The organism is Micromonospora sp. R77 (assembly GCF_022747945.1).
Classification (GTDB): domain Bacteria; phylum Actinomycetota; class Actinomycetes; order Mycobacteriales; family Micromonosporaceae; genus Micromonospora.
Genome location: NZ_JALDST010000001.1, coordinates 6,873,266 through 6,898,189 on the forward strand (window position 1 = coordinate 6,873,266; position 24,924 = coordinate 6,898,189).

At 73.3% G+C, this 24,924-nt stretch carries 22 protein-coding genes and 1 pseudogene; 9 read left to right on the plus strand and 14 right to left on the minus strand.

Annotated elements, in window-relative coordinates:
- Nucleotide 1 precedes the first annotated feature (1 nt).
- From MRQ36_RS31765 to MRQ36_RS31780, 4 genes are read right to left on the minus strand one after another with little or no spacing between them, the layout of a single operon-like run.
- Nucleotides 2-424 (minus strand): nuclear transport factor 2 family protein, encoded by a 423-nt coding sequence (locus tag MRQ36_RS31765; protein ID WP_242800457.1) that lies wholly within the window; start codon nt 422-424, stop codon nt 2-4.
- Nucleotides 417-2,594: an aminotransferase class III-fold pyridoxal phosphate-dependent enzyme gene (locus tag MRQ36_RS31770; protein WP_242800459.1), complete on the minus strand. Its 2,178-nt coding sequence runs from the start codon at nt 2,592-2,594 to the stop codon at nt 417-419. Before MRQ36_RS31770 ends, MRQ36_RS31765 begins: the two co-directional genes overlap by 8 nt.
- A 35-nt stretch (nt 2,595-2,629) precedes the next feature.
- Nucleotides 2,630-3,637: a proline dehydrogenase family protein gene (locus tag MRQ36_RS31775; protein WP_242800461.1), complete on the minus strand. Its 1,008-nt coding sequence runs from the start codon at nt 3,635-3,637 to the stop codon at nt 2,630-2,632.
- Nucleotides 3,634-4,734 (minus strand): fatty acid desaturase family protein, encoded by a 1,101-nt coding sequence (locus MRQ36_RS31780; RefSeq protein ID WP_242800463.1) that lies wholly within the window; start codon nt 4,732-4,734, stop codon nt 3,634-3,636. Before MRQ36_RS31780 ends, MRQ36_RS31775 begins: the two co-directional genes overlap by 4 nt.
- Nucleotides 4,735-5,277: 543 nt before the next feature.
- Between MRQ36_RS31780 and MRQ36_RS31785 the strand changes: the two genes are divergently transcribed.
- Together MRQ36_RS31785 and MRQ36_RS31790 are read left to right on the plus strand one after the other, a co-directional pair.
- Nucleotides 5,278-6,111 carry a PIG-L family deacetylase gene (locus MRQ36_RS31785; RefSeq protein WP_242800465.1) on the plus strand — a complete coding sequence of 278 codons (834 nt, stop codon included), beginning with the start codon at nt 5,278-5,280 and terminating at the stop codon, nt 6,109-6,111.
- A gap of 116 nt (nt 6,112-6,227) precedes the next feature.
- Complete coding sequence (locus MRQ36_RS31790; RefSeq protein WP_242800468.1) at nt 6,228-7,688, plus strand: SDR family oxidoreductase; 1,461 nt, start codon at nt 6,228-6,230, stop codon at nt 7,686-7,688.
- 132 nt (nt 7,689-7,820) lie between these two features.
- Here the strand turns inward: MRQ36_RS31790 and MRQ36_RS31795 are convergent, their stop codons facing one another.
- Nucleotides 7,821-8,036: a hypothetical protein gene (locus MRQ36_RS31795; RefSeq protein WP_242800470.1), complete on the minus strand. Its 216-nt coding sequence runs from the start codon at nt 8,034-8,036 to the stop codon at nt 7,821-7,823.
- Between the two features lie 201 nt (nt 8,037-8,237).
- On the opposite strand from MRQ36_RS31795, the gene MRQ36_RS31800 reads away from it, so the two are divergent.
- The 5 genes from MRQ36_RS31800 (at nt 8,238) to MRQ36_RS31820 (ending at nt 13,307) form a co-directional block, all read left to right on the plus strand.
- Nucleotides 8,238-9,167, plus strand: coding sequence for a hypothetical protein (locus MRQ36_RS31800; RefSeq protein ID WP_242800472.1), 930 nt, complete (start codon nt 8,238-8,240; stop codon nt 9,165-9,167).
- Complete coding sequence (locus tag MRQ36_RS31805; protein WP_242800474.1) at nt 9,164-9,619, plus strand: ABA4-like family protein; 456 nt, start codon at nt 9,164-9,166, stop codon at nt 9,617-9,619. Before MRQ36_RS31800 ends, MRQ36_RS31805 begins: the two co-directional genes overlap by 4 nt.
- Nucleotides 9,620-9,624: 5 nt before the next feature.
- Nucleotides 9,625-10,983: a sensor histidine kinase gene (locus MRQ36_RS31810; protein WP_242800476.1), complete on the plus strand. Its 1,359-nt coding sequence runs from the start codon at nt 9,625-9,627 to the stop codon at nt 10,981-10,983.
- Nucleotides 10,889-11,515 carry a response regulator transcription factor gene (locus MRQ36_RS31815; RefSeq protein WP_242800478.1) on the plus strand — a complete coding sequence of 209 codons (627 nt, stop codon included), beginning with the start codon at nt 10,889-10,891 and terminating at the stop codon, nt 11,513-11,515. Before MRQ36_RS31810 ends, MRQ36_RS31815 begins: the two co-directional genes overlap by 95 nt.
- Nucleotides 11,516-11,807: 292 nt before the next feature.
- Nucleotides 11,808-13,307 carry a SulP family inorganic anion transporter gene (locus tag MRQ36_RS31820; RefSeq protein ID WP_242800480.1) on the plus strand — a complete coding sequence of 500 codons (1,500 nt, stop codon included), beginning with the start codon at nt 11,808-11,810 and terminating at the stop codon, nt 13,305-13,307.
- A 39-nt stretch (nt 13,308-13,346) separates the two neighbouring features.
- Here the strand turns inward: MRQ36_RS31820 and MRQ36_RS31825 are convergent, their stop codons facing one another.
- From MRQ36_RS31825 to MRQ36_RS31860, 8 genes and pseudogenes are all read right to left on the minus strand, one after another.
- Nucleotides 13,347-14,450: a glycoside hydrolase family 26 protein gene (locus tag MRQ36_RS31825; RefSeq protein ID WP_242801510.1), complete on the minus strand. Its 1,104-nt coding sequence runs from the start codon at nt 14,448-14,450 to the stop codon at nt 13,347-13,349.
- A gap of 17 nt (nt 14,451-14,467) precedes the next feature.
- Nucleotides 14,468-16,405 carry a glycosyltransferase family 2 protein gene (locus tag MRQ36_RS31830; RefSeq protein ID WP_242800482.1) on the minus strand — a complete coding sequence of 646 codons (1,938 nt, stop codon included), beginning with the start codon at nt 16,403-16,405 and terminating at the stop codon, nt 14,468-14,470.
- 67 nt (nt 16,406-16,472) lie between these two features.
- Nucleotides 16,473-17,996 (minus strand): glycosyltransferase family 39 protein, encoded by a 1,524-nt coding sequence (locus MRQ36_RS31835; RefSeq protein WP_242800484.1) that lies wholly within the window; start codon nt 17,994-17,996, stop codon nt 16,473-16,475.
- A gap of 257 nt (nt 17,997-18,253) precedes the next feature.
- Nucleotides 18,254-18,862, minus strand: a complete 609-nt coding sequence (locus tag MRQ36_RS31840) for a response regulator transcription factor (protein WP_242800486.1) — start codon at nt 18,860-18,862, stop codon at nt 18,254-18,256.
- Nucleotides 18,863-20,369: 1,507 nt separating this feature from the next.
- Nucleotides 20,370-21,125, minus strand: coding sequence for a YwiC-like family protein (locus tag MRQ36_RS31845; RefSeq protein WP_242800488.1), 756 nt, complete (start codon nt 21,123-21,125; stop codon nt 20,370-20,372).
- 4 nt (nt 21,126-21,129) lie between these two features.
- Nucleotides 21,130-21,774 (minus strand): multicopper oxidase domain-containing protein, encoded by a 645-nt coding sequence (locus tag MRQ36_RS31850; protein ID WP_242800490.1) that lies wholly within the window; start codon nt 21,772-21,774, stop codon nt 21,130-21,132.
- The gene (locus MRQ36_RS31855; RefSeq protein WP_242800492.1) at nt 21,711-22,178 is read right to left on the minus strand and encodes a hypothetical protein; all 468 of its coding nucleotides are present in this window, start codon (nt 22,176-22,178) and stop codon (nt 21,711-21,713) included. The genes MRQ36_RS31850 and MRQ36_RS31855 overlap by 64 nt, the downstream gene beginning before the upstream one ends.
- Nucleotides 22,175-22,920 (minus strand): annotated as a pseudogene (locus MRQ36_RS31860) (helix-turn-helix transcriptional regulator). Before MRQ36_RS31860 ends, MRQ36_RS31855 begins: the two are co-directional and overlap by 4 nt.
- Before the next feature lie 201 nt (nt 22,921-23,121).
- Here MRQ36_RS31860 and MRQ36_RS34240 point away from each other — a divergent pair.
- Together MRQ36_RS34240 and MRQ36_RS31870 are read left to right on the plus strand one after the other, a co-directional pair.
- Nucleotides 23,122-23,508: a DUF2249 domain-containing protein gene (locus MRQ36_RS34240; protein ID WP_242800494.1), complete on the plus strand. Its 387-nt coding sequence runs from the start codon at nt 23,122-23,124 to the stop codon at nt 23,506-23,508.
- Nucleotides 23,509-23,611: 103 nt separating this feature from the next.
- Entirely contained in the window at nt 23,612-24,052 is a 441-nt protein-coding gene (locus MRQ36_RS31870) for a hemerythrin domain-containing protein (RefSeq protein WP_242800496.1), read from the plus strand.
- 46 nt (nt 24,053-24,098) lie between these two features.
- Here the strand turns inward: MRQ36_RS31870 and heR are convergent, their stop codons facing one another.
- Nucleotides 24,099-24,863: a heliorhodopsin HeR gene (heR, locus tag MRQ36_RS31875; RefSeq protein WP_242800498.1), complete on the minus strand. Its 765-nt coding sequence runs from the start codon at nt 24,861-24,863 to the stop codon at nt 24,099-24,101.
- Between the last annotated feature and the right edge of the window lie 61 nt (nt 24,864-24,924).

The window sequence follows — 24,924 nt, forward strand, 5'->3', positions numbered from 1 at the left end:
CCTAGACGGGGACGCCCTGGCGGGGAGCGGCCCGCAGGGCCTCGACCACGCTGGCGGTGTCGTAGAGGTCCAGGTATCGCACGATGCGACCGTCGTGGACGGTGAAGACGTTCATCCACTGCGCCTCGTAGCGGGCGCCGTTGGCGAGCACCTCGGTGCGGCTGACGCCGAGCACGACCACCTCGTCACCGGCGGCGATGAAGCGGTGGGGGACGCACTCGTGCACCCGGATCAGGCCCCGGACGATCTCGAAGAACCGGTCGAAGCCCGCGGTCCCCCGGTAGACGCCGGCCCACGGCAGGGCGGGCGGCCCGTGGTAGATCCACTCGAAGTCGGGGTCCAGCAGTTCCCTGATGGCGTCCAGGTCGCCCTGGTCGAACAGCGTGAAGAACCGACGGACGACGGTCTCCGGAAGGTCACTCATCGCGGGCTCCCAGCGGTAGGTGTTCGACCGCGCGCCGGGTGCGGCCGCGCCGGCCGGCCAGTCGGTCCCGCAGCAGGAGCAGGCCGACCTGCCAGAGCATCGTGTACGGGCTGGTGCGGGAGAGCTCGACCGCGCGGTCGGCGAAGTACCGGGCCTCGGCCGGGCTCGCGGTCAACGGCAGGAGGAACAGGTCGTAGACGACGAACACCCGGGCGTGGAGGATCCACCACATCATCGTGACCGTGGTCAGCGCGTCACCGTCGCTGCGCAGGAACCGGCGCAGCAGGCGGGGTGGCAGCACCTCGAAGCGTCCCATCAGGCCGGTGACGAAGCGGCGGCCGACGCTGCCCGACCGGTGGCGCATGGCGGCCACCCCGGCGGCCACGGTGGCCGCCGACGCCGCGGTCCGTGCCGGCAGGTCGAGCCGGTCGACCTGCGCGACGGCGTGCAGCGCGAGGTGCGCCGCGAAGCGGTGGAGGTGGCGGGTCCGCAGGTCGTCCACCAGCTCCGGTGCCGTCCGCCGGGCCTGCTGGTGGACCGCCTCGCTGACCAGGGTGGCGCCGGTCGGGAAGCAGCCGTAGCTCAACGCCTTGGACAGTGCCACGAGGTCCACCTGCGGCAACCGGCCCTGGAAGGCGAAGCGCGGGCCGCTGCGGTGGAACGAGGTCAGCACCTCGTCCACCCCGACGAGGAAGCCACGGGCGGCCCGTTCCCGGGCGACGACGGCGAGCAGTTCGTCGGGGATCGGCCCGTACGCGTCGGAGCTGCCGTGCACGATCTCGATCCAGACCAGACCCACCTCGCCGGTCGCCAGTTCCGCCCGCAGTTCGGTGACGGCGTCCGGGCCGAAGGGGTCGAGGTAGCGCACGTCGGGGTAGAGCGGCCCGAACGGCGCCCGGGTGCCCTCCGCCGCCGTGGCCAGCAGCGACACCAGGGTCTTGCCACCGTAGTTGTGCCGGAAGACGACGATCCGGGGGTTGCGGGGCCGGGCCAGCACGGCGAGGGTGACGGCGTTCTCCACGGCCGAGGCGCCGCTGACGGCGGGGAAGCACCGGGCCAGCCCGGTCTCGGCGGCCAGCACCTCCTCCAGCCGTGCCGGGTAGTCGACCTCGTCGTCGTGTCGCTCCAGCACGTCGGTGACCAGGTCGTCCGGGTTGTGGCCGTGCACGCCCAGGCCCGCGCCGCAGAGCCCGTCCAGCACCTCGACGCGGCGACCGGAGCCGAGCTGCACGGTCAGCCGCGAACCGGCGGCGCGGACGACGTGCAGCGCGCCGTGGGTGCGACGGTGCAGCTCGACCGTTGCCGGGTTGAGGTGTGCGGCGTAGGCGTCCAGCGTCCGCTCCCGATCCCGGGCGATGTCGTCGGCCGCCCGGCGGACCGGGGACCCGTCCGGCCATCTGCGGTGCAGGACGGCGCGGACCTTGCGCATCGCCAGTGAGTTGCCGCCGTAGGTGTTGGAGTGCACGAACGCGGTACGACCCGACCACGGCGCGAACAGGTCGGGTCGGCCGACGAACGCCCCGAACGGCACCTCGTGGTCCGTCACCGACCCACCGACGAGCACCAGGTCCGGCCGGACCGCCTCGGCCAGCGGCGAGCGTGGACGGGTGAAGTCGAAGGTGCCGAGGTCGAGGGCGATCGGGATGCCCCGCCGCCGGCACTCGTCGGCGAGGCGGCCGGCGTGGACCGGGTCGAGGGTGTCGTCGCGGAGGATGACCCCGCAGTGCTCACCCTCGGCGAGGAGGCGCGCCAGTTCCGGCGCCGTGGCGACGACCGGGACGCCGGGCACGAGGGCCCGGTCCGGTCCGGCACCGAGCGGGTCGAGCCGACGGCCGAGCGCCGGGTCCGGGTCCAGGACGGCGACCCGCCCGCCGTGTCGGTCCACCTGGTCGAGCGCCCGGTGCCGGAACAGCTTGACGGCACCGTGCAGCGCTTCGAGGAGCGAGTTGGCGAAGAACGCCCGGTGCCGCCGGGTCGGGTCGCCGTGGGTGAGCTCACCGACGGCCGCGCTGAGCAGGTGACCCACCTGGGCCGCCTCGGTGCTGACGAACCACGACGGCATGACGAAGATCGGGTATTTCTCGCGGACCAGGTCCGTGAGGATCTGCCGGGTCTCCGGGCCGATCTCCGCGGCCCGAGCGGTGGTGCCCTGGTGCAGCGGGGCAGACACGCGCCCCCTCCCCTCGTCGATGCCGCCGTCGCTGGTCAGCGGTAGTCGCGGGCGAACTCGATCCGCCCCGGGTCGGCCAGGTCGGCCAGGGCGGTGAGCACGTTCGGCGGGTACTCCGCGAGGCGGTGCAGGAAGTGCAGCCACCAGTTCTCGCCGTACACGGCGGCGACCCGGACGGGGATGCCCTGGTCACGCAGGCCGCGCAGCAGGTCGGGGCGGACGCCGTGCAGCATCTCGACCTCCTCGACCCGCTTGAGCAGCCCGCTGCGGCCGGCGAGGTCGTGGATGACGGGGTCCTGCGACGCGCAGGTGACCCGGCCCTGCAGGTCGAGCAGTCGTTCGAGCAGCGTGACGTACCGCTCGTCCAGCTCCGGTCCGCGGGGCAGCGCGACCTCCGGGGACTCCCGGTACACGCCCTTGACCAGGCGGATCTTCGCCCCGACACCGGCCAGCGACTCGATGTCCTCGGCGGTCCGGTGCAGGTGCGCCTGCAGGGTCAGGCCGACGTTGTCGTAGTTCGCGGCGAGACGCCGGAACACGTCGAGGATCCCGTCCACGAAGCCGGAGTTCTCCATGCTGATGATGATGTCGATGCCCTTGCCGGCGGCCGCCTCCAGCAGGACGGCGGTGTTGTCGTACGCCAGCTGACGCGACTGGAGCGACCCCATGCTGGACAGGTCGAAGCCGAGTTGCAGCGGCCGGCGCAGCACCCGGTCGGACTCGGTGATGAGCGCCTGGTACTCGGCGACGATGGCCGCGATCTCCGCGACGTCGCGAACCTCCTCGCCGACCACCTCCACGCCGATGCCGTAGCCGGCGTCGGCCAGGATCGGCAGCCGTTCCAGCAGACCGGCGCGGTCCCGCGCGACGATGTACCGGCTGGCGGCCGGCCAGAGCGTGTCGCGCAGCAGGGCGCTCTCCGCGAACGCGGTGCGGTACGGCAGGCCGGCTGCCAGCCCCTTCAGGGCGGCGGTGGCCGAACGTCGCTCGCGGTCGTCGACCTGCGGTTCGCGTCCCTCGGTGTACGTCTGCCTGTCGGTCATCGACCCGCCCCCACCAGTTCGTGCTGCTCGTCGGCCAGGTGTTTCATCGCCAGCACCTCGGCGAAGGTGGTCGAGGCGCTCGCCGGGTCGCCGCCCTCGCGCCGCCACTTGCGGTACTTCGAGGCGTAGCTGATCAGGGTCTCCTTGCCCCGGTCACCGGGCTTGCGGGTGAGGATCCCGGCCCACATGCTGTCCCAGCCCGCGTAGGCCTCGTCCCGGAGCAGGACCCGGTGCGCCTTCTTCATGTTCCAGAACGGCACGCCGGTGTTGAGGTGGTGCACCAGGTGGTAGTGGTCGTGGTGCCGCCCGAACAGGAAGTTCTCGATGGCCCAGCCCTTGCGGTTGCGGGTCATCAGGACCTGCTTGTCCTCGCTCTCGGGCAGCGGGTAGTGCTCGGCGAGCTCGGTCAGCCAGCCGATGGCGATGGCGGTCGTGAACAGCGGCACGAACCAGAAGGCCAGCAGGTACGGTGCCCAGCCGAACGCCAGCGCCACCCCGACGATGACCACCCACTGGGCGAGGATGGCGAAGCGCTCCGTCCGCAGCGAGACCGGCATGGAGACCTTCGCCTGCGGCGCCTTGCAGAAGACCCGGTCGTCGATGATGTATTTGATGTACCGCACCGTGCGGAAGCCGAGGGCGCTGAGCAGGATGTTCTTGCCGAAGAACACCAGATCGGATTCCTTGTGGTCGTAGAGACCGCAGTCCACGTGGAAGGAATAGTCGGGATCCTTCTCCGGGTCCCCCAGGTAACGGTGATGGTAGCCGACGTGGGTGTTCCGGTAGGGGTTGAACAGGTGCAGGATGAGATAGCCCGAGAAGACGGTGCCGAGCAACAGGTTCAGTTTCTGGTTACGCGCCAGGATCTTGTGCGAGGAGTCGTGCAGCAGATTGGCGAAGGCCCGCTGGGTGGAGCCGATCAGGATTGCCGAGATCGGATAGAACCACCACGAGACACCGAGGCAGAGATAGACGGAGAAGGCGATCACCGCGTAGTCCAGCAGGACGCCGAGCGGCCCGTGGAAGTTGTCCAGCTTGCACAGTTGCCGCAGCTCCCTGCGGACGTCCGGAGCAATGTTCGAGAAATCGAAGCTCACGTGACCGGACAGGCCGGACGGACGGGAGGAATCGACCTGCATTACCAACCCTCGATTCGTTTGTGCACGACAAAGGAAGCCGTTCGGGACCTTCACGTCATCCGAACCGGCCGCGCTCAGGTGGGAATTCCATCGGCGACAAGTCCACGGGCGCCGGTCATGCACGACGGCATCCCGTGGAATTTCCATTGCGCTTCACCAGCATGACCGGCGGATTAGGGGCCCGGTACTGTACTAAAGTGCAACTACCAAGAGAAATGAGTCGAGCACAGGCGGTCACCAGCGGTTGAGCTGGACCTTCCGCCGCTAAATGTGACCCACATCACTACGCTAGGCCCGTATCCATTGGGCGGCTGGGGCGGACCGGTGGCCCGGAAGGAGCGGACTTGACCGGATTCGGCACCAGCGCCGCGTACTGCGACGACGGACTGGTCCCCGGCGGGGCGGTCGCCCCGCCGATCGTGCGGTGGTGCAGGCAGCACGTACGGCGGCACGGCCGTCCGGGAGAACCACGCTGTCGTCCGGACCTCGTAGGGTGTCGGCATGGCTGAGCGACCCCTGACCCTGATGGCGGTACACGCCCACCCCGACGACGAGGCGACGAGCACCGGCGGGGTGCTGGCCCGTTATGCGGCGGAGGGATTCACCACCGTGCTGGTGACCTGCACCGACGGGCGCTGCGGCGACGGCCCCGGCGGGGTCAAGCCCGGCGACCCGGGGCACGATCCGGCCGCCGTGGTGGCGATGCGCCAGGACGAGCTGGAGGCCAGCTGCGCGGCGCTGAAGGTCACCCACCTGGAGACCCTGGGCTACGCCGACTCCGGGATGATGGGCTGGGCGACCAACGAGCTGCCCGGCGCGTTCTGGACCACGCCGGTCGACGAGGCGGCGGACCGGCTGGCGGAGCTGATGCACCGGTACCGTCCGGACGTCGTCGTCACCTACGACGAGAACGGCTTCTACGGCCACCCCGACCACATCCAGGCCCACCGGATCACCATGGCCGCCGTGGCGCGCACCGAGATCCCGGCGAAGGTCTACTGGACCACCGTGCCACGGACGGCGTTCGCGGAGTTCGGCCGGGTCATGCAGGAACTGGGCGTCGAGTGGGCCGACCCGGACGACCCGTCGACGCAGGAGGGGCCGCCGCTCGGCCTGCCCGACGAGGAGATCACCACCTGGGTGGACACCAGCGCCTACGGCGGGCAGAAGTTCGACGCGCTCGCCACCCACGCCAGTCAGACCGAGAACATCTTCTTCCTCCAACTGGGGCGGGAGCGGTTCACCGAGCTGATGGGGATGGAGACCTTCGTCCGGGTCCGCGACACCAGCGGCGCGCCGCTTCCGGAGGACGACCTCTTCGCCGGGCTGCGCTGAGTCCGACGGCACGCGGAGGCGGGATGCGTCGAGGGCCGTCCGGTGCGTACAGTTCCTGGTCGGAATCGGGGTAGCCGGGCAGCTCCGGCGCGGGAAACGGGACGAGACAGCGACGCATGACGGCGGACAACACCACTGACACCGGACAGCACGGCATCGCCCCCGACCGGCTGGAGACCTGTCTGCGCGTCTTCGAGGCACTGGAGGAACTGCCGCCCGACCACCCGGACGTGGTGCGGGTGCAGCGGGCCACCGCCCGGCTCTACAAGGTGATCAAGCAGCGCCGCCGGGAGGAACGGCGGGAGGCCATCGCGGCGGCCGACCGCGCGGTGACCGAGGCCACCGCCACCGGCGCCCCCGGTCGGATCGACGACGAGACCCAGGGCATCCCGCTCGCCTCCCCCACCCCGGGTGCCACCGCCGGCTTCCTGCACAACCCGCGCGGCTGCTATGTCTGCAAGCAGCGCTACCACGAGGTGGACGCCTTCTACCACCAGCTCTGCCCGTCCTGCGCCGCGCTCAACCGGGAGCGCCGCGACGCCCGTACCGACCTGACCGGGCGGCGGGCGCTGCTCACCGGTGGCCGGGCGAAGATCGGCATGTACATCGCGCTGCGGCTGCTGCGCGACGGCGCGCACACCACGGTGACCACGCGGTTCCCGCACGACGCGGTGCGGCGGTTCGCGGCGATGCCGGACAGCGGGGACTGGCTGCACCGCCTGCGGATCGTCGGGATCGACCTGCGCGACCCGGCCCAGGTGGTCGCCCTCGCCGACTCGGTCAGCGCCCAGGGGCCCCTCGACATCCTGATCAACAACGCGGCACAGACCGTCCGTCGCAGCCCCGGGGCGTACGCGCAGCTCGTCGCCGCGGAGGCGGCGGCCCTGCCGGACGGTCCGCTGCCGGAGCTGGTGATGTTCGCCAAGCCGGCCGACGCGGGCCAGCCCGCGGGCAGCCTGACCGCCTCGCCGCTGGCGGCCGCGATCCCGCCGCACGCGCTCACCGCGCTGGCGCTGACCAGCGGCTCCGCCTCCCCGGAGCGGATCGCCGCGGCCACCGCCATCGACGCCGGCGGTCTGGTGCCCGACCTCGACCCGGTCAACAGCTGGGTGCAGCGGGTGCACGAGGTGGAGCCGCTGGAGCTGCTCGAGGTGCAGCTGTGCAACGTGACCGCGCCGTTCGTGCTGGTCAGCCGACTGCGGCCGGCGATGGCCGCGGCAACCGCCCGCCGGAAGTACGTGGTGAACGTCTCGGCCATGGAGGGCCAGTTCGGCCGCGGCTACAAGGGTCCCGGGCACCCGCACACCAACATGGCCAAGGCCGCCCTGAACATGCTGACCCGCACCAGCGCCCAGGAGATGCTGACCGACGGCATCCTGATGACCAGCGTCGACACCGGTTGGATCACCGACGAGCGCCCGCACCCGACGAAGATGCGACTGGCCGACGCCGGCTTCCACGCCCCGCTGGACCTGGTCGACGGCGCGGCCCGGGTGTACGACCCGATCGTCCGCGGCGAGCAGGGTGAGGACCTGTACGGCTGCTTCCTGAAGGACTACGCCCCCTGCGCCTGGTGACGCAGATCACCAGGCAGGCCGCGCCGGTGATCCGGCAGGGCAGCTGCCCCGACGACGAGCGGTATGCCCCAGAGGAATGACTCTGCCTCTGCGGCACACCGCTCGTCGGGGCGTCCAGCGCCCGCCGTGGTGTCAGCTCGGCAGTTCACGCCAGGACGGGTGGTTGCCCCGCCAGGCGCTGGCGAGAATGGCCGCCGAGGCCCGGCTGGGGCACTCCTGCACCCGGGAGCGGCCGGACTCGCCGCCGATCTGCGCCTCGACCGACCAACACCGACCGTCGGTGCGGATGTACACGTCCCGACGCCCACGCCGGGTCGAGTCGCCGTTCCACCAGTGCTGCTCAACCATCAAGTGCTGCTCAACCATCACTTGCCGACGGTATATCAATCCGCTGCCGAGGGGTACGGGCCGGTAGGTGGGACCGGCCCACCGGGTCGGGTCAATCCACTCGCCTCCTCCCCCGGGAGGAGACCGCGCTCCGACCCTCGGCCGCAACCGGGGCCCGCGGTCGGACGCCGACCGGACGGCGGTTCACCAGCATCTACAGGCATGACAACCGCCTCGCACCGGACCGTACGCCGGCACCGCCCGCTGATGGTCCTCGTCCCGGCGACGGCGCTGCTCGCCGTCGTCGCCGCAGTCGGCGTCCTCGTCGATCCGCGGGTCCTCACCGGCGTGCCGATCTGGCTCAAACCGTTCAAGTTCTCCGTGTCCTTCGCGCTCTACGGCGCCACCCTGGCCTGGATGCTCTCGCTGCTGCCGGGGCGCAGCCGGATCGCGGAGTGGGCGGCCACGGTCGTCGTCGCGACGTCGCTGATCGAGATGGTGGTGATCGTCGGTCAGGTGCTGCGCGGCACGACGAGTCACTACAACGAGACGACCCCGTTGAACGCCGCGCTGTGGCAGGTGATGGGCGCGTCGATCATGGTGCTCTTCGTCGCGCACGGCATCATCGGGATCGTGCTGCTGCGCCGACCGCCCGCCGACCGGGTCGCCGCGTACGCGGTCGGGCTGGGGCTCGGCCTGTCCCTGCTGGGCATGCTGGCGGCGGTGCCCATGGTGCTGCCCGGTCAGGCGCCGGGGGTGGCGGGGATCGCCGGGGCGCACAGTGTCGGCGTACCGGACGGTGGGCCCGGGCTGCCGCTGGTCGGCTGGAGCACCACCGGCGGGGACCTGCGGATCGGGCACTTCGTGGGGCTGCACGCCCTGCAGGCGCTGCCGATCGCGGCGATCCTGCTGCGCCGGTTCCTGCCGGCACGGTGGGACGAGTCCACCCGGGTGCGGCTGCTGGTCGTCGCGGGCGGGGCATACGGCGTACTCACCCTGCTGTTGACCTGGCAGGCACTGCGCGGACAGCCGCTGCTGCGTCCGGACGCGGTCACGCTGACCGCCGCGGCCGTCCTGGTGGCCGCGACCGCGACCGCCACCGGCCTGGTCCTGGCGCGCCGCCGCCGTCCCGACGTGGCGCTGGTCGCATGACCGGCACGCTGTTCACGCTGACGTTCGCGGTGGCCGCGCCGTTCTGGGCGCTGATGATCCTGCTGCCGCACTGGTCCGGGACCGCCCGGATCATCTCCTCACCGCTGATCGTGCTCCCGGTCCTGGTGATCTACGCGGTGCTCGTCCTGCCGGCGATCGCCGACGTGCTGCCGGCCGTGGCGTCGCCCAGCCTGGGCGGCATCCGGGACCTGCTCGGCACGGCCGACGGCGCGGCGGCGGCGTGGGCGCACATGATCGCGTTCGACCTGTTCGTCGGCCGGTGGGCGTGGCTGGACAGCCGGGACCGGGGGGTGCCGGCGCTGGTGATGGCTCCGGTGCTGGTGCTGACCATCCTCCTCGGCCCGCTCGGCCTGGCCGGCTACCTCGCCGTCCGGACCGGGTGGCCGGGGTCGGCGGCCGCTGCTGGACCCGAGCCGCAGCGCCTAGGCTGAGCGCCGTGGGCTGGCTGGGGCGACTGTTCGACGCGCGCGACACGTTCGCCCGGCTGCTGCTGCTCGACCTCAGCGGCCTCGGCTACCTGGTCTTCGGCACCCAGGCCGGACGGTCGCCGACGGCCACGCAGTGGCTCCTCGCGGCGGTCGCGTTCACCGTCGCGCTGGCGCTGCACCGCCGGCCGCTGCTGAACCTGGTGGCGCAGACCGCGCTCCTGGCACTGGCGATCGGGGTCCTCGACGACACGACGATCAACCAGGTGGGCGCCAGCTGGGCGCTGCTCGAGGTCACCATGTGGGCGGACCGGCGGCGGACCGTCTGGCTGGCCGCCGGGCTGCTGGCCGCGGTCGACCTGACCGACTCGATCGGCGACCCGTTCCGCCGGTTCCTCTCCGGCGTCTTCGGGCTGGTCGTGGCGGTCGGTGTGCCGCTGCTGCTCGGACTGGTCATCCGGACCACCCGGGAGCTCGGCCGGCAGGCCGCACAGCGGGCGGTGGAGGAGCAGCGGCGGCGCGAGTCGGAGCACCGCGCCGCGCGCGCCGACGAACGCAGCGCCATCGCCCGTGAACTGCACGACGTGGTCGCCCACCACGTGGCGTCGATGGTGCTGCGGGTCGGCGTGGCCCGGCACGTGCTCACGGACCTGGACCCGAGGGTGGAGGAGGTGTTCGACGACGTGCACGGCACGGGGAGCGCCGCCCTGGCCGACCTGCGCCGGCTGGTCGCGGTGCTGCGCGATCCCGAGGGGGTACGCGGTGACGCGGCGCTGACCGCGATCGAGCCGTCGGCGCTGCCGGCGGCGCTGGACACGGCGGTCGACCGGGCCCGCCAGGCCGGTGTCACGGTGGAGGCCGACATCGACCCGGCGGTCGGCTCGCTCGACGCGGTCCGGGGTCTGGCGGTGCTGCGCCTGACCCAGGAGGCGCTGACCAACGTGGCCCGGCATGCCGGCCCGTCCGCGCGGGCCCGCCTCGCGGTGTCCGTGGTGGACGGGGCCGTCCACTGGGAGGTCGCCGACGACGGGCGGGGACGGCTGCCGGCGGCGGTGCCGTCGGGTGGCGGCCACGGCATCATCGGCATGCGCGAACGCGTCGAGGTCCTCGGCGGCCGGTTGGAGGTGGGGCCGTCCGGGACGGGCTGGCGGGTCCGCACGGTCCTCGCCGCCCCGATGTCGGCGTCGGCCTCCGCGCCGCCGGGCCCGGCCCGCTCCCCGCCGGTCCACCCGCGCCCCGCGACCCGTCGGCCGGTACGCCCGCGCCGGAGCCGGCATGATCCGCGTCCTGCTGGTCGACGACCAGCACCTGATCCGCGCGGGGCTGCGCATGCTCTGCGACGCGCAGCCCGACATCGAGGTCGTCGGTGAGGCCGACAACGGCCGCGACGCCATCTCCCTGGCCGCGCGGCTCGTTCCCGACGTCGTCGTCATGGACCTGCGCATGCCCGGCGTCGACGGGATCACCGCGACGAGCCGCATCCTCGCCGACCGTCCCGCCACCCGGGTGCTGGTGCTGACCACGTTCGGCGACGACGACCACCTCTATCCGGCCCTGACCGCCGGCGCCTGTGGCTTCCTGCTCAAGGACGCGCCCCCCGGCGACCTGCTGGACGGCGTCCGCCGGGCCGCCGGCGGCGACAGCCCGTTCAGCCCGGAGGTGCTGCGCCGCCTGGTCCGGCGCGCGGTGCACGCCCGTACCGAGGCGCCGCGGCCGGTCCAGGGGCTGACCGGGCGGGAGCAGGACGTGCTGAACCTGGTCGCCGAGGGACTGTCCAACCTGGAGATCGCCGAACGGCTGCACATCGGCGTCACCACGGTCAAGACCCACATCACCAGCCTGATGGCCAAGACCAACAGCCCCAACCGGGTACGACTGGCCCTGTTCGCCCGCGGCACCTGAGCCGGGAAGCCGCTCCGCGAGCGGGGCAGCCGCCGGCGCGTCGTGACCGGTGGGCCGGCGCTGCGAGGGTAACCCCGGGGCGGTGGAGTGCCGGTGGCGATCACCACGTTCCGTCCTGCCCTCCCCGGACGGAAGGTAGGGTCGCCGAGGCGCCGGTGGCGATGCGTGGGCGACGGCGCCCCGCTGGGCCGGAACCGACCCGGTCGTCGGCCCGAACCGTGCGCAGCTGTCCGGGCCCGATCCCGACCGCGAACCCGTGCGCCCGACCGGCGCTCCGAGTGGAAATGGCTGTATGTCTCCCGTGCTGTCCGCGGTCGTCAGGCCGCGCCTGTCCCGCCCGTCCTGGCTGTCGCCGACGGTGTTCCGTACCGAGGTCCTCGCCGGCCTGGTGGTGGCCCTCGCGTTGATCCCCGAGGCGATCTCCTTCTCGATCCTGGCCGGGGTCGACCCTCGGGTCGGGCTGTTCGCCTCCTTCACGATGGCCGTCACCATCGCGATCTGCGGCGGCCGGCCGGCGATGATCTCCGCCGCGACGGGCGCGATCGCCCTCGTGGTCGCGCCCCTGGCGAAGGAACACGGCCTGGACCACCTGATCGCGGCGGTGATCCTCGGCGGCGCGATCCAGGTCCTGCTGGCCGTGCTCGGGGTGGCGAAGCTGATGCGGTTCATCCCGCGCAGCGTCATGGTCGGCTTCGTCAACGCCCTCGCCATCCTCATCTTCGCCGCGCAGCTCCCGCACCTGCTCGGCGTGCCGTGGCTGGTCTACCCGCTGGTCGCCGTCGGGTTGGCGATCATCGTGGGGCTCCCCCGGCTCACCCGCGCGGTTCCCGCACCGCTGGTCGCGATCGTGGTGCTGACCGTGGTGACCGTGGTCGCGGGCGCGGCCGTACCGACCGTCGGCGACCAGGGCGCCCTGCCGGACAGCCTGCCCGTGCCCGGTCTGCCGCACGTCCCGTGGACCGTGCAGACCCTCACCCTGATCGCCCCGTACGCCCTGGGCATCGCGCTCGTCGGGCTGCTCGAGTCGCTGATGACCGCCAAGCTGGTCGACGACATCACCGACACCCCGTCCAGCAAGACCCGGGAGTCCTGGGGACAGGGCGTCGCCAACATCGTCACCGGTTTCTTCGGCGGCATGGGTGGCTGCGCCATGATCGGCCAGACGATGATCAACGTGAAGGCGTCCGGTGCCCGTACCCGGCTGTCGACCTTCCTGGCCGGCGTGTTCCTGCTGGTCCTCGTCGTGGCGCTCGGCGACGTGGTCGCGGTGATCCCGATGGCCGCGCTGGTCGCCGTGATGATCATCGTGGCGGTGTCGACGTTCGACTGGCACTCCGTCGCGCCCGGCACGCTCAAGCGGATGCCGTACGGCGAGACCGTGGTCATGACCGTCACCGTCGGGACCACGCTGGCCACCCACAACCTCGCCGCCGGCGTCGTCGTCGGGGTCCTCACCGCGATGGTGATCTTCGCGCGGCGGGTCGCCCACCTGGTCGAGGTCACCAGCGTCCTCCATCCCGACGGCGGCACCCGCAGCTACTCGGTGCACGGCGAGCTCTTCTTCGCCTCCAGCAACGACCTCGTCGGTCAGTTCGACTACGCGAACGACCCGGACAGGGTGGTCATCGACATGACCCACGCGCACGTCTGGGACGCGTCCTCCGTGGCCGCCCTCGACGCCATCACCACCAGGTACGCCGCCCGCGGCAAGACCGTCGAGATCATCGCGCTGAACCGGCCCAGCGCCCGCATCCACGACAGCCTCGCCGGTCAACTCGGCGTCGGCCACTGACGGCCGCCGCCGGCCGGTGCGGGGGCCGGTGGTCGCGCGTCAGCCGCCGACCTCGGTACGCGGCACCATCCCGGGCGACCAGGGGAACTGGTAGCGCGGGTCGGCGACACCCCGGGCGAAGGCGTCCGCCACCGCCGGGGAGCTCGCGATCCGCCAGTCCAGCTCCTTGTCCACCTCGAACCAGATCAGGCCGATGATGTCCCGGTGGCGGGGCAGTGCCCGGAACATGTCGTCGATCCATCCGGCCTTGCGGCCCTGCGCGTCGCTCGCCCCGGTCTCGGTGATGACCAGCGGCTTCCCGGTGAACGTGCGGATCTCCCGGATGGTCTGGTCGAAGATCTCGTCGAAGGACCGGTACGTCGGGCGGGTCCCCGTGCCGTAGTAGCCCGAGACACCGATCCAGTCGACGTAGCCGTCACCCGGGTAGAGCTCCGCGAGCCCCTGCTTCGAACCGGTCCACCGGGCGTTCGGGCTCCACACCCAGACGACGTTGTCGGTGCCGGCGTCCCGGAACAGGTCGTACACGTGTCGCCAGGCCCGGACGTAGTCGCCCGGCCGGTTGCCGTTGATCCGCTCGCCCCACGGGTACCAACCGCCGTTCATCTCGTGGGCGAACCGGATGGCCACCGGATAGCCGAGGGACCCGATCCCCCTGGCCCAGGAGAGCAGATAGCTGTCGAAGTCCCCGCGCGCGATCTTGGCCAGCTGGTAGCGGGGCTGGTTCGACCGCAGCCGGTCGATCGTGGGGACCGCCATCTTCTCCCGGCGGGCCGTCTGGTCCAGCTGGGGGTCCCACGGTTCCCAACCCAACATGGGCAGCATGCCGCGGTCGCGGATCCGGTCGAAGAGGGTGCGGTCGAAGGTGTCGGTCGCCCAGCCGGAGCCGAAGAGCATGACCTGCGGCTGGTGCCGCGCCGCAGCGGTGAAGGCGTCCACCGCCGTGAAGTCGTACGGGCCCTGGTCGGTCATGACGCCGACGAACGTCTTCCCGGCCGGCGGGAACGGCTCCCGCTCGGCGGTGGGCGACGGGCTCGGCGCGGCCGTGGCCACCCGGTCGGACGCCGTCCGCTCCCGCCCCCAGGACGTGGTCCGGGGCGCGACGACGAAGGCGTAGGTGAGCAGCAGCGCCCCGACCAGCGCCATGGTCACCCGCGGGACGCTCAGCCTCGCCACGGCACACCCCGCTGGGCCGTCACCCGGGACCTCGGTGGCCGGCGGGTCGCGCGCGCGGCGCGCAGAGCCGGCTCCGCCCGGGCGGCGTGGCGGCCGTCCGCCTGGTCGCCCCCGGCGTGCCGGGCGCGACCCGCCGAGAGCCGCGAGGCGAGGGCGATCAGCGGTGGACCGAGACCGGTCAGCAGGGTCAGCACCGGCCACGCCCGGAGCAGGGCGAGGTCGTTGTGCTGCAGGAAGCTCGCGCCCAGCAGGCCCACGGCGAAGGCCGCCCAGCAGAAGTGCAGGCGGAAGGTGCCCAGCGACTCGGTGGTCCGCAGCTTGCCCTTGGCCGTCACCACGAAGCCGAGCTTGCGTCGCAGCACCGCGCCGACGCCGGCGGCCACGTAGACGGGGCCGGCGAAGAGCGCCAGCGCCATGCCGACCAGCCCGATCTCCTCCCGCTCGTGCGGGGCGATGTTGAACCGGCGCAGCCAGAGCCAGAGCAGGAACCAGGCGCCGATGCTCGCTCCCCACAGCACCGCCCAGACGGTGACGTCGAGCCGGGCGGAACTCACCCCGGTGAGCAGGTACATGGCCGTGGCGGCGTTGCCCAGCAGCAGGCTGACCGCCACGCTCGGGTAGTAGAACTGGAGCAGTCGGTAGTGCCAGCGCCGTCGGGTGGGCAGGTCACGCGGCGCCCGCAGGTCGGGGCGGACCAGGATCTCGCAGATGCCGGCCGCCCAGCGCTTCTGCTGGTTGAAGTAGTCCGCCCACGAGGTGGGGCCCTCCCCGATGGCCACCACGTCCGGTGTGTAGACGCCCTTCCACCGGTTGCCCGTCTCGGGGTTGGCGGCGGCGTGGATCCGGATGCTGGTCAGGTGGTCCTCGATGATCGAGTCCTGGTAGCCGCCGATGGTCCGCCACGCGCTCGGCCGGTAGAGGTGCCCGGTGCCGGTGAGCAGCGGCGCGTCCAGGCCGTTCCCGCCGCGCGCGATGAGCCCGTTGTAGAGGTACTGCTGCACCGACGCGCCGTGGGCGACCACGTTCTCGTGCATGTTGCCGTAGACCTGCGGGGTCACCACGAAGGCCACGTCCGGGTCGCGGAAATAGCCGAGCGTCCGTTCGAGGAAGTTCGGCAGCGGCACGTGGTCCGGGTCGACGTTGGCGACCACGTCGTAGTGGTGCTCGTGCTCCGCCCGCCAGGCGTTGTGGTTGCCGGACTTGGTGCGGGCGCGGAACTCGCCGGCGGGCTGGTTGTACTCCGGTCGACCCTTGCGGCTGAAGTGCCGCACCCCGAGTCGGGCCGCCATCGCCCGTACCGCCGGGTCGTCGCCCTCGTCGAGGATCCAGACGTCGACCCGGCCGCAGTAGACGATCTGCGTCATCCTCCGCAGGGTCCGCTCGACCACGTCGAGCGGCTCCTTGCTGGGCACGATGGTGGTCAGCAGGGCCACCCGCAGCCCGACCGGTGGGTCGACCGGGACCGGGTCCCGGGCGTGGAAGGCGAACACCCAGACCACCACGTTCTGCGCGAGCCGGATCAGCTCCACACCGACGACCACGCAGAAGCCGAGCCGGGCCGCCGCCGTCTGCCAGCCGCCGAACCCGACCACCCCCGACCCGGGTACGTGCCCGGGCAGCAGCAGCCACCCGATGAGCAGCAGTCCGGCCGCGCTGTTGACCAGGACGAGCAGCGACAGCATGAGCCGCGCGGCGGGTGAGAGCACGTGACGGAACTCGACCGCCGCCCGTGGGTGTCGCGGCGCGAGCAGCGGTCCGGCGGTCGCGCCGCACGCCGCGTACGCGAGTCGGGCGGTGATGTTCCGCTGCCGGCGGTCGGGGCCTGGACCGGGCGGGGGTGGTGCCGGGGTGGATGCCGCAGGCCCACCGCCGGACGTGTCCTCCGTGGCGGCCCGGGACGGACGGGTGTCGGCGATGATGCCCACGGTGTCTCCCAAGGCTGTGGCTGATGCTGACAGGTGCGATACCGCTAACGGGGTGTGCGCCGCGGGGTCAGAGTTCGGTACGCTCGTCCACCAGCAGGGCCAGCGTGAATCCGGCCGGCCGCCAGACCTGCGCCACCCGGTACCTGGTCCGCAGCAGCCGTTCCGCCCCGTCACCGAGGGCGTGCACCGGGTCCGGCTGCGTACCGGTCCGGATCACCCACAGCCGCCGTACGCCGACCAGGCAGCGGGCGACGTCCGTGCATCCGGCGGCCGCGCGGCGCCCGTCACCGTGGGGCGACCCGTCGGCCAGGACGTCCGTCGGCCGGTCGCCGGCGGGCAGGTAGTGCGCCACGGCGGTCCGGCCGGTCCACGCGTCGCCCCCGTCGGTCGGGGCGTAGACCACGCCGTCGCCGGGTTGTTGCCGGCGCTCGATGATGTCGGTGAGCTGACGGGTGGCCTGCTGATGTCCGTCGGGCGCCCGCACGGCGACCTGCGCCGGGACGCCGATCAGGGCGATCGCCGCCAGGGCCGCGGCGGACCACGGCACGCGGGTCCGGGACAGGGCGACCGCGCCGAGCGTCGCCCAGGCCGGGAGGGTGCAGAGCAGCCACTGCGGCTGCCAGATCGGTGTCGCCTGCGCGACGAGCAGCAGGACGAACGGCGGCACCACCGCCCAGGTGGTGTAGAGGGCGGTGGAGCGTCGCAGCGGCAGGCTGAACAGCGCCAGCGTGAGCAGCACGGCGCCCAGGGCGGCGGCGCCGAACAGTTCCCGAGGGGTCGCGGCCAGCGCCGTCAGGGTCGGTCGCGAACCTTCCGCGATCGGCGTGCCGTGCTGCGCGGCGAGCCGGAGCAGGGCGGCTGCGGGCAGCGCGGCCACGGACGCGGCGATCAGCCAGCGCGACGCCAGCCGGCGGCGGAAGGCGACCACCAGCCAACCGTGCGCGGCGAGCAGCAGCACCGCGACGACGACGTGGCACAGGCCGAGCACCAGCATCGCCGCGCCGTAGGCGGCGAAGCGCCGGGCCCTCGGTCGTTCCACCGCCGGCACCAGGAGCGAGGTGGCGAGCACCGCCAGGAGCAGGGTCACCGCGTAGGGCTGGGCCTCCTGGGCGTATCTCGTGGAGGTCGGCAGCAGGGCGAAGAGGAGCCCGGCCAGGAGCCCGGTCCGCGGCGTGAACATCCGGACCGCCAGGGCCGCGACGAGCGCCGCCGCGACGGTCATGGCCAGGACGGAAAGCCCGCGCAGGGCGAGGTCGGAGGTGCCGAAGAGCGCCGCCCACCCGCGCACCAACAGGTGGTACGGCCCCACGGTGACGTCGTCCGCGCGGAGCCCTGGCCAGGTGTCCCGCCAGGGTGAGGCGGCGCGCTCCCAGGTGGCCAGTTCCTCCGCCCGCAGTCCGGGCCCACCCGCCCCGAGCACGCCGAGCACGCCCATCAGCAGCGCGGGCAGCAGCCACGGCGTGGGACCCCAGCGCCCGGCTGGGGGCGCCGGACGCGCCGGGTCGGCGCCGGAGTCCTCTCCCCAGGGGTCCTCGACGCGCGTCTCGGCCGACCCGAGCCGGGGCAGCACCAGGGTTTCCGCGTCCATCATCGTGTCTCACGCATCTCCGTGGGTTCCGGCCGTCGAGGCCCAGGACCGCCCGGCTGGTGGTGCACGGGTGCCGGCAGCGCACAGCGCGAGGCGGTCCTGGGTCGCGTACTGGATTGACACGTCGAGCATATGGATGCGAAAACCAACAGAGTGCTCATATGAGACAAAACGTGCAATAAAGGCGGTTCCGGTGCCGGTGGTGCGGTGACCCGACGCGGCGGGTCCCGGCACGGTCGCCGGAACCCACCCACCGACGACTACAACCAGCCCTCCCGCCGCGCGTGCCACACGGCCTCCATCCGGTTGCGCGCCCCGGTCTTGCGCAGGATGGCGGACAGGTGGTTGCGCACCGTGCCGTGCGCCAGGAAGAGCCGGGCGGCGATCTCCTTCACCGGAAGGCCCTCGGCGGCCACCCGCAACACGTCCAGCTCCCTTGCGGTCAGCGGGACCTCCGGAGGGCTCAGCACCGCCATCGCGGCCGCCGGATCGATCGCCCGCTCCCCGGCGGCGAGCGCGCGTATCGCCCGCACCAGGTCCGCGAGGCAGCCGTCCTTGCCGATGAGGCCCCGCGCCCCGGCCGCCAGCGCCGCCTCCACCAACGCCGGACTCCACCGGTGGCTCATCACCAGCACCGCGGTGTCCGGCACCTCCACGCCCAGCTTGGTCACCGTCGCGACCGGATCGGGCAGCTCCGACGCCAACGTCAGCACCACCACCTCCGGCCGGTAGCGCCGGACGGCCGTCACCAGGTCGTCGTCGCCCGCCACGTCGGCGACGACAGTCATGCCCTCCTCACTCGACAGCGCGGCGCAGAGTGCACCACGGAACAGACCCATCTCCTCGGCCACGACAACGTGGATCGCCACGTCTCTCCGATCTCGGGGTACGCGTCACGCCGACCCCGGCCGGGTCCTGCACCCGGTCGGGCCGATCGCAGACGCGAAGACGAACAGGCCCAGGCGCGCGGGCCGCCACGGCGGACGGCACGGGCGCCGCTCGACCGCGCCGGTGGACGAGGGCCCGCGTACGGGCCGGTCACCGGGCGGGTGGAGCGGGCTCAGCCGGGGCGGGCGACCGTCGACGGGAAGCGACCGGGGACGACGAGCGGCCGGGCCCCGTGGGCCGGGCTCCCGCGCACACCGGGACCGCGAGCCGAGCGCGACGGGGAGCCGGGCCGGGCGCAGATCGTGCGGGACCGCGACGACGGCCTGCTCGGCCGGGGGGTAGCGGCCCGGTGGGACGAGGGAACGACCCGGTGCCAGCCGGGCCGGTGCGGCGGGTCCGGCCCGCCCGGCCGACCGCACCGGTCCGAACCCGGTGGCCGACGGCGGCGCTGGTGTCACGGACCCGGTCGCCACGGGCGGCACCAGGCCCGGCTGCGGCGCAGCGGAAGTGCCCGGGGCGGCGGGCACCGGAGCGGCCGGTGGGCCGCTCACCGGAGCCGTCCCCGACCTGGCCGGTGGCGCCGGTGGCGTCGACGGTGGTGACAGTGGTGGCGGCGGACCGGACGGCGGCGCGAGGATCGGACCGGTGACCGCGCCGAGGACGGGTGCCAGCACGGCGTCGGTGACCCGGGTCAGAGCGGTGACGACGGTCCCGACCGGACCGGCGCAGACGGTCCGCACCACCTGCCGCAACGGGGCGACGACGGACGCCACGACGGACGGTCCGGCGGCCGACCCGGGTGCGACCGCCACGTCGGTGAGTGGCCGGGGCAGCCGAGAGGTGGCCCGCGGCCCGGGGTCGTCGGCAGCGGCTCGCCGGTCCGGGCGGCGCGGCCAGCCGGGTCCGACCCGCGCGGGCAGCACACCCGGACGGGCCTCGTCGGTCCCGCCACCGGACGCCTCGGTCCGGGCCGGCGTGCGCACCGGTCGGGTCGGCCTCGTCGGTCGGGAGGTCGCCGGCTCCTCGGGGCGCAGCGCGACGGCCGGGTCGTCGACCGGCGGGACGGCGGAGGCGCTGGACGGGGCGTCCGTCAGCGTCGGCCGGTGGACGGGGGCGGGTGGTCGGCACGGGCACCCAGGGCGACCCGCACGGTCGCACCGACCACCGTGGAGACCAGGGCTGGTCGCCGGCGGTGCCACGGTCGGTCCCGCTCGCGGCGGCCGGTCCGCCGAACAGGGCGGCCGCCAGGAAGCCGGCACCCACGGCGGCGCCGACCAGGAGGACCCGCCGGGCGAGCCGGCCCCGCCCGTCGCCGGGCCGCGACACCGGCCGCCCGGGCATCGCCGAGGGCTCGGGTCGACTGGTGGGACGGCGCACGCGGGGACGGCCTCTCTGGAGCGGAAAACGTCGACCCATGGTAGCGAGGCGATCACCAGCGCGCACCTCGTGGCGGGGACGGCCCGCACCGGTGCCGGCGGGACCGGACGGTCAGCGCGCGACCAGGACCACGGCCAGGACGAGCAGGCTGCAGAGGATCTCGATCACGCCGACCGGCGCGGGTCGCAGCCGCCGGCCCGGGAGCGCCACGGCCCGGGCCAGCAGCAGCAGGAAGACCGGGGCGAGCAGCGGGTCGAGCCACGTCGCCACGGCCAGCGCGACGGCATGGAAGCCGATGGAGAGGCGCAGGTAGCGGGCATCGCCCCGTTCCCGGATCATCGTCTTGACATAGAGGACGGTGCCGGTGAGATAGAGCGCCAGGGCGACGGATGCGGGCACCACCTCGGCGGGCGGCACGTGGGCGACGGTGGCCAGGACGAAGACCAGCAGGCAGCTCTGCGCCACCGAGGCGAGGTCGTTGAGCAGGGCCCGCTCCCGCCGTCGCCAGGCGTACCCGGCGTTCACCGCGAGCAGGACGGCGTAGCCGGGGGCGTACCAGAGCACCGCCGGGCGGGCCGCCAGCACCGTCGCCGCGAGCGGCGCGGTGAGCAGGCCGTAGACCAACAGCTGGTCGGTGTAGCGGCGCGGCCGGCGGCTCTTGACCGCCTGGAAGGCGTAGTAGGAGAACAAGTAGCCGGCCAGCCAGGCGCCGAGCAGCGGCAGGTCCGACCAGCGCCACCCCACCAGGACCACCCCGGCGGTGTACGGCAGCAGCAGCATCGCCCAGGCGCCGTGCTGCGGTGGCAGGAACCGGCGCAGCCGGCGGCGGGCGGGCACCGGTCGAGCGGTGTGGACGGCGGTGGACATGGCCTCACCTCACCTCGAAGGCGCCCCGGGCGCCCCGTTCGGCGTCGACCATGACGTGATCGACGAAGGGGTAGTGGCCCGGCGCGGGGAGGACCAGCTCCACGAAGCCGCCCTCGGCCGGGGCGAGGGGCAGCACCTGGGCGCCGCCGGGATCGGTCGGCCGGCTCAGCCAGCGTCCCTCGGCGTAGACGGTGTCGAACTGGGTGCCGACGACGTGGAAGGAGCCGCTGCGGTCGGGGCCGGCGTCGAGCACCCAGACCCGGACCCGTTCGCCGGCGCGCGCGGGCAGTGGCCGGTGGTCGTACTGGGCGGGGTAGCCGTTGAAGACCACCGCGTCGGGGCGGTTCGCCTGCATCTTGGCGAGGTCGCCGGGCTCACCGTCGGGGCCGGGATAGAACTCGGACTGGACCAGGACGTACTCCCGGTCGACCCGGGGCAGGTCGGGCGGGTCGATGATGACCGCCCCGTACATGCCGTTGCCGATGTGGTGCAGCATCGGCATGGTCGAGCAGTGGTACATCCAGATGCCGGCCCGGGTGGCGGTGAACCGGTAGGTGAGCTGCTGTCCGGGATCGATCGGCCGCATCACCGCGTCCGGGGCGACGGCGCCGGCGTGGAAGTCGATCCCGTGGTCCCGACGGTCGGCCACAGGGCGGTGGCGGTGGCCCCGGCGGTCAGCGTGGCGAGGGCGGCGAGGAACCAGGGTGTGCCGTTGCGGGGCAGGCCGAGGTGGGCGAGTTCGAGCCGTTCCCCGGCGATGGTGGCGACGACGAAGGTGGCCAGCCAGGGCACGATCTCGGGCACGGTGAAGCCGGCGAGCCAGAGCAGGGTGGCGGCGTACCAGCTCGACGCGCCGGTGGCCTGGGCCAGCAGGGCCGGGCCGGGTTGCCGTCGCCACAGCCGCCGGTAGACCAGCAGCAACAGCACCGAGGCGAGCATGAGCAGCAGCCGGCCGGCGAGGCTCGGCCCGGTGAGCACCAGGGCCACTCCCCCGGCGCCGGAGCAGGCGGGGGCGAGCAGGGCCCAGCGGGTGCCGAGCGGCCGGGCGGTCATGTCGACTCGCGCGGCGGCAGGGCCAGCCGCACCACGCAGGCGTCGGGCGCGCCGAAGGGCTCCAGCACGGCGCCGGCCGGTGGGGCGCCGGCGTGGTCGAGCACGCCGCGTACGACGCCGACGTGCAGCGCGCAGATCGCGTCGGGGTTGCGGTGGACCAGCTCCAGGAAGGGGCAGGTGTGCAGGTGGACCTCGGTCCTGCCGTCGGCCGTCTCCTGCCGGCGAGGGCTGAAGCCCAGGCCCCGCAGCACGTCCAGCAGGGTGTCGACCGGCTGCTGGCCGGGGGCGGTGGCCGCCGCGAGGTGGCGACCCCAGTCATGGCCGGCGCGGGTGGCCTCCGGTCGGACGTCGCCGCCGCGGCGGGACAGGTGGTCGAGCAGCGCGGCGGCGAGCGCCGGTACGGCGGGGCCGGCGCCCCGGCCACGGCCGCCCGGTAGCGCCACGCCGGCCGTCCGGGCTGACCGCCGCTGGCCCGCGCCTTGACCAGCAGCCCGGCGTCGACCAGGCGGTCGAGGTGGGTACGGATGGTGGACAGGTGCAGTCCGGTCCGCTCGCCCACCTCGGCGATGGTCATGCCGGCACCGGCGGCGCGCACCAGCTCCAGGATCGACGCCCGGCTGGCGGTGCCGAGCGCCCGGTGGCGGTGCGGGTCGATGGTCTCGCCGATCGGCCCTGTTCTCGGGGTTTCCACGATGATTAACGTTACAACGTCATTCGTCGTCAAAACCCGGGAGGGTTCCATGTCCATCCGGCCGCCGGTGACCGCCCCGAGGCCGAGCTGCTGGTGCGCGGCATGCGCGACGAGCACCGGGCGCTGACCGCCCTGGTCGCCGAGCTGTCGGCGACCGACTGACCGGTACGCCTCGCCGCCGCCGCGCGCGCCCTCACCGCGCTCTTCGCCGTCCACCTCGCCAAGGAGAACGACCTGATCGTCCCGCTGCTGGTGGCCGCCGACGACGTCTCGCTGGCGACCCTGCTGGACGGCATGCACGATCTGCTCGGCTCCTCGGAGACGTCGGGTGGCTGCGGCGGGGGTGGCTGCGGCTGCGGCGGCGACCAGGGTCCGGCCGACGCGCCGGCCGCGATGCTGAGCATCGACCCCCGGCTGGACGTCCGGCTGCTGCCGCACGGCCGGCGCCACGCCCGGGTGCTGGCGGCACTGGACGCGCTGCCCGCCGGCCGGGCGCTGGTGCTGGTCGCCCCGCACGCACCCCGCCCGCTGCCGGCCGAGGTCGAGGCCCGTTACCGGGGCGGGGTGACCACCGAGTGGCTGCGGGACGGGCCGGACGTGTGGCAGATCCGGCTGTCCCGCGAGCCGGTCACGGTGTGAGCAGTCTGCCGAGCGCCGGGACGGTCGGGGCAGGGCCCGCCGTCCCGGCGCACCGGGCCGTTCGGCCCTGCTGACCCGGGTTGCCGGTCCGCAGGATGGGGTCATGTGCAACTACTGCGGCTGCCGGGACTTCCCGCTGATCGGCCGGCTCTCCGCCGAGCACGAGGCGATCGCCGACGCGGCGGGCCGGCTCCACGCGGCGGTACGGTCCGGCGACGCCGACCCGCTGCCGGCGCTCGACGCGCTGCTCGCCCTGCTGATGCCGCACACCACCACCGAGGAGAACGGCCTCTTCCAGGAGCTGCGGGCCGAGGGCAGCCTGGCCGCGGCGGTGGAGAAGCTCTGCGCGGAGCACGACGACATCCACGGCGCGCTGGGGGCCGTCGACCGGGCCGACCCCGACTGGCCCGCGGTGCTGGCCGCCCTCGACCGACTGCACCGGCACATCGACAACGAGGAGCACGGGCTCTTCCCGGCCGCGGTGATCGCACTGCCGATCCCCGCCTGGGACCGGATCACCCCGACGGCCGGGGTGGCCCACTGACCCGGCACGCACGGCGTGGCCGCTGTCGGCGTTCCGGGCGGGCCGGTCAGGTGCGCAGCACGTTGGCGTAGATCAGCCAGGCCAGCGCGGACTTGGCCACCACGCTGAGCACGATGTACCCGACCTCGCCGTAGCGGTAGTCACGCCACCGGCCGCGCCGGGCGTACTGCAGTGCCATGTTGAGTGCGAAGCTCGTGAAGAGGAGGAACTGGACGACGATGATCGCCCACACGAAGCCGGGAATCTCCGGCGGCTGCGCGACGTAGACGACGATCGCCAGCCAGGGGGCCAGGCCGATCAGCGAGCCGAACCAGAACGCGCTCCAGTCGGCCCGTCCCGGCGTCTGCTGGCGCTCCATCAGCAGGCCGAACAGGATCATCGCGGTGTTCGCGGCGAAGATCCCGATCACCGCCGCGAGATCGCGGATCCCGACGAGCAGGCCGATCAGCACGATCATGATCGAGGCGCTGACCGAGTACTCGATCCAGCGGGCATAGTTCCTGCGCCGGTCCAGGTTGCGCTCGTACCAGCGGTGCACGCCGGGGGCGGCGGTGACGAGGTGGTCGAGCGCGGCGAGGAGCAGGAAGACCGCCACCGTCGGTCCGATCGCGACCCGGAAGGCCACCTCCGGGAGCGTGGCGTCCCGCAGCGTCACCGGGTCCGCGGTCAGGTAGGAGGCGGTGACCGGCAGCGACAGGTCGTTGCTCGCCGCCCACATCCAGCCGCCCTCGGCGGCCAGCAGCAGACCGACGAGGACGTTGAAACCGCGCAGCCGCCGGTAGCGGTCGCCGGTGTCCGGATGGTGCGCCATGGGCGCCACCCTAGGTATCCGCACCGGCCCTCCGCCGGGGTTCGGGCACAATCGCCCCGAG

What these genes read in the sequence shown, in the direction of transcription:
- MRQ36_RS31765 (WP_242800457.1), bottom strand. Translation starts at nt 424, where the DNA reads ATGAGTGACCTTCCGGAGACCGTCGTCCGTCGGTTCTTCACGCTGTTC.
- MRQ36_RS31775 (WP_242800461.1), bottom strand. Translation starts at nt 3,637, where the DNA reads ATGACCGACAGGCAGACGTACACCGAGGGACGCGAACCGCAGGTCGAC.
- MRQ36_RS31785 (WP_242800465.1), top strand. Translation starts at nt 5,278, where the DNA reads ATGGCTGAGCGACCCCTGACCCTGATGGCGGTACACGCCCACCCCGAC.
- MRQ36_RS31790 (WP_242800468.1), top strand. Translation starts at nt 6,228, where the DNA reads ATGACGGCGGACAACACCACTGACACCGGACAGCACGGCATCGCCCCC.
- MRQ36_RS31795 (WP_242800470.1), bottom strand. Translation starts at nt 8,036, where the DNA reads ATGGTTGAGCAGCACTGGTGGAACGGCGACTCGACCCGGCGTGGGCGT.
- MRQ36_RS31800 (WP_242800472.1), top strand. Translation starts at nt 8,238, where the DNA reads ATGACAACCGCCTCGCACCGGACCGTACGCCGGCACCGCCCGCTGATG.
- MRQ36_RS31805 (WP_242800474.1), top strand. Translation starts at nt 9,164, where the DNA reads ATGACCGGCACGCTGTTCACGCTGACGTTCGCGGTGGCCGCGCCGTTC.
- MRQ36_RS31815 (WP_242800478.1), top strand. Translation starts at nt 10,889, where the DNA reads ATGATCCGCGTCCTGCTGGTCGACGACCAGCACCTGATCCGCGCGGGG.
- MRQ36_RS31820 (WP_242800480.1), top strand. Translation starts at nt 11,808, where the DNA reads ATGTCTCCCGTGCTGTCCGCGGTCGTCAGGCCGCGCCTGTCCCGCCCG.
- MRQ36_RS31825 (WP_242801510.1), bottom strand. Translation starts at nt 14,450, where the DNA reads ATGGCGCTGGTCGGGGCGCTGCTGCTCACCTACGCCTTCGTCGTCGCG.
- MRQ36_RS31835 (WP_242800484.1), bottom strand. Translation starts at nt 17,996, where the DNA reads ATGATGGACGCGGAAACCCTGGTGCTGCCCCGGCTCGGGTCGGCCGAG.
- MRQ36_RS31845 (WP_242800488.1), bottom strand. Translation starts at nt 21,125, where the DNA reads ATGTCCACCGCCGTCCACACCGCTCGACCGGTGCCCGCCCGCCGCCGG.
- MRQ36_RS31855 (WP_242800492.1), bottom strand. Translation starts at nt 22,178, where the DNA reads ATGACCGCCCGGCCGCTCGGCACCCGCTGGGCCCTGCTCGCCCCCGCC.
- MRQ36_RS31870 (WP_242800496.1), top strand. Translation starts at nt 23,612, where the DNA reads ATGTGCAACTACTGCGGCTGCCGGGACTTCCCGCTGATCGGCCGGCTC.
- heR (WP_242800498.1), bottom strand. Translation starts at nt 24,863, where the DNA reads ATGGCGCACCATCCGGACACCGGCGACCGCTACCGGCGGCTGCGCGGT.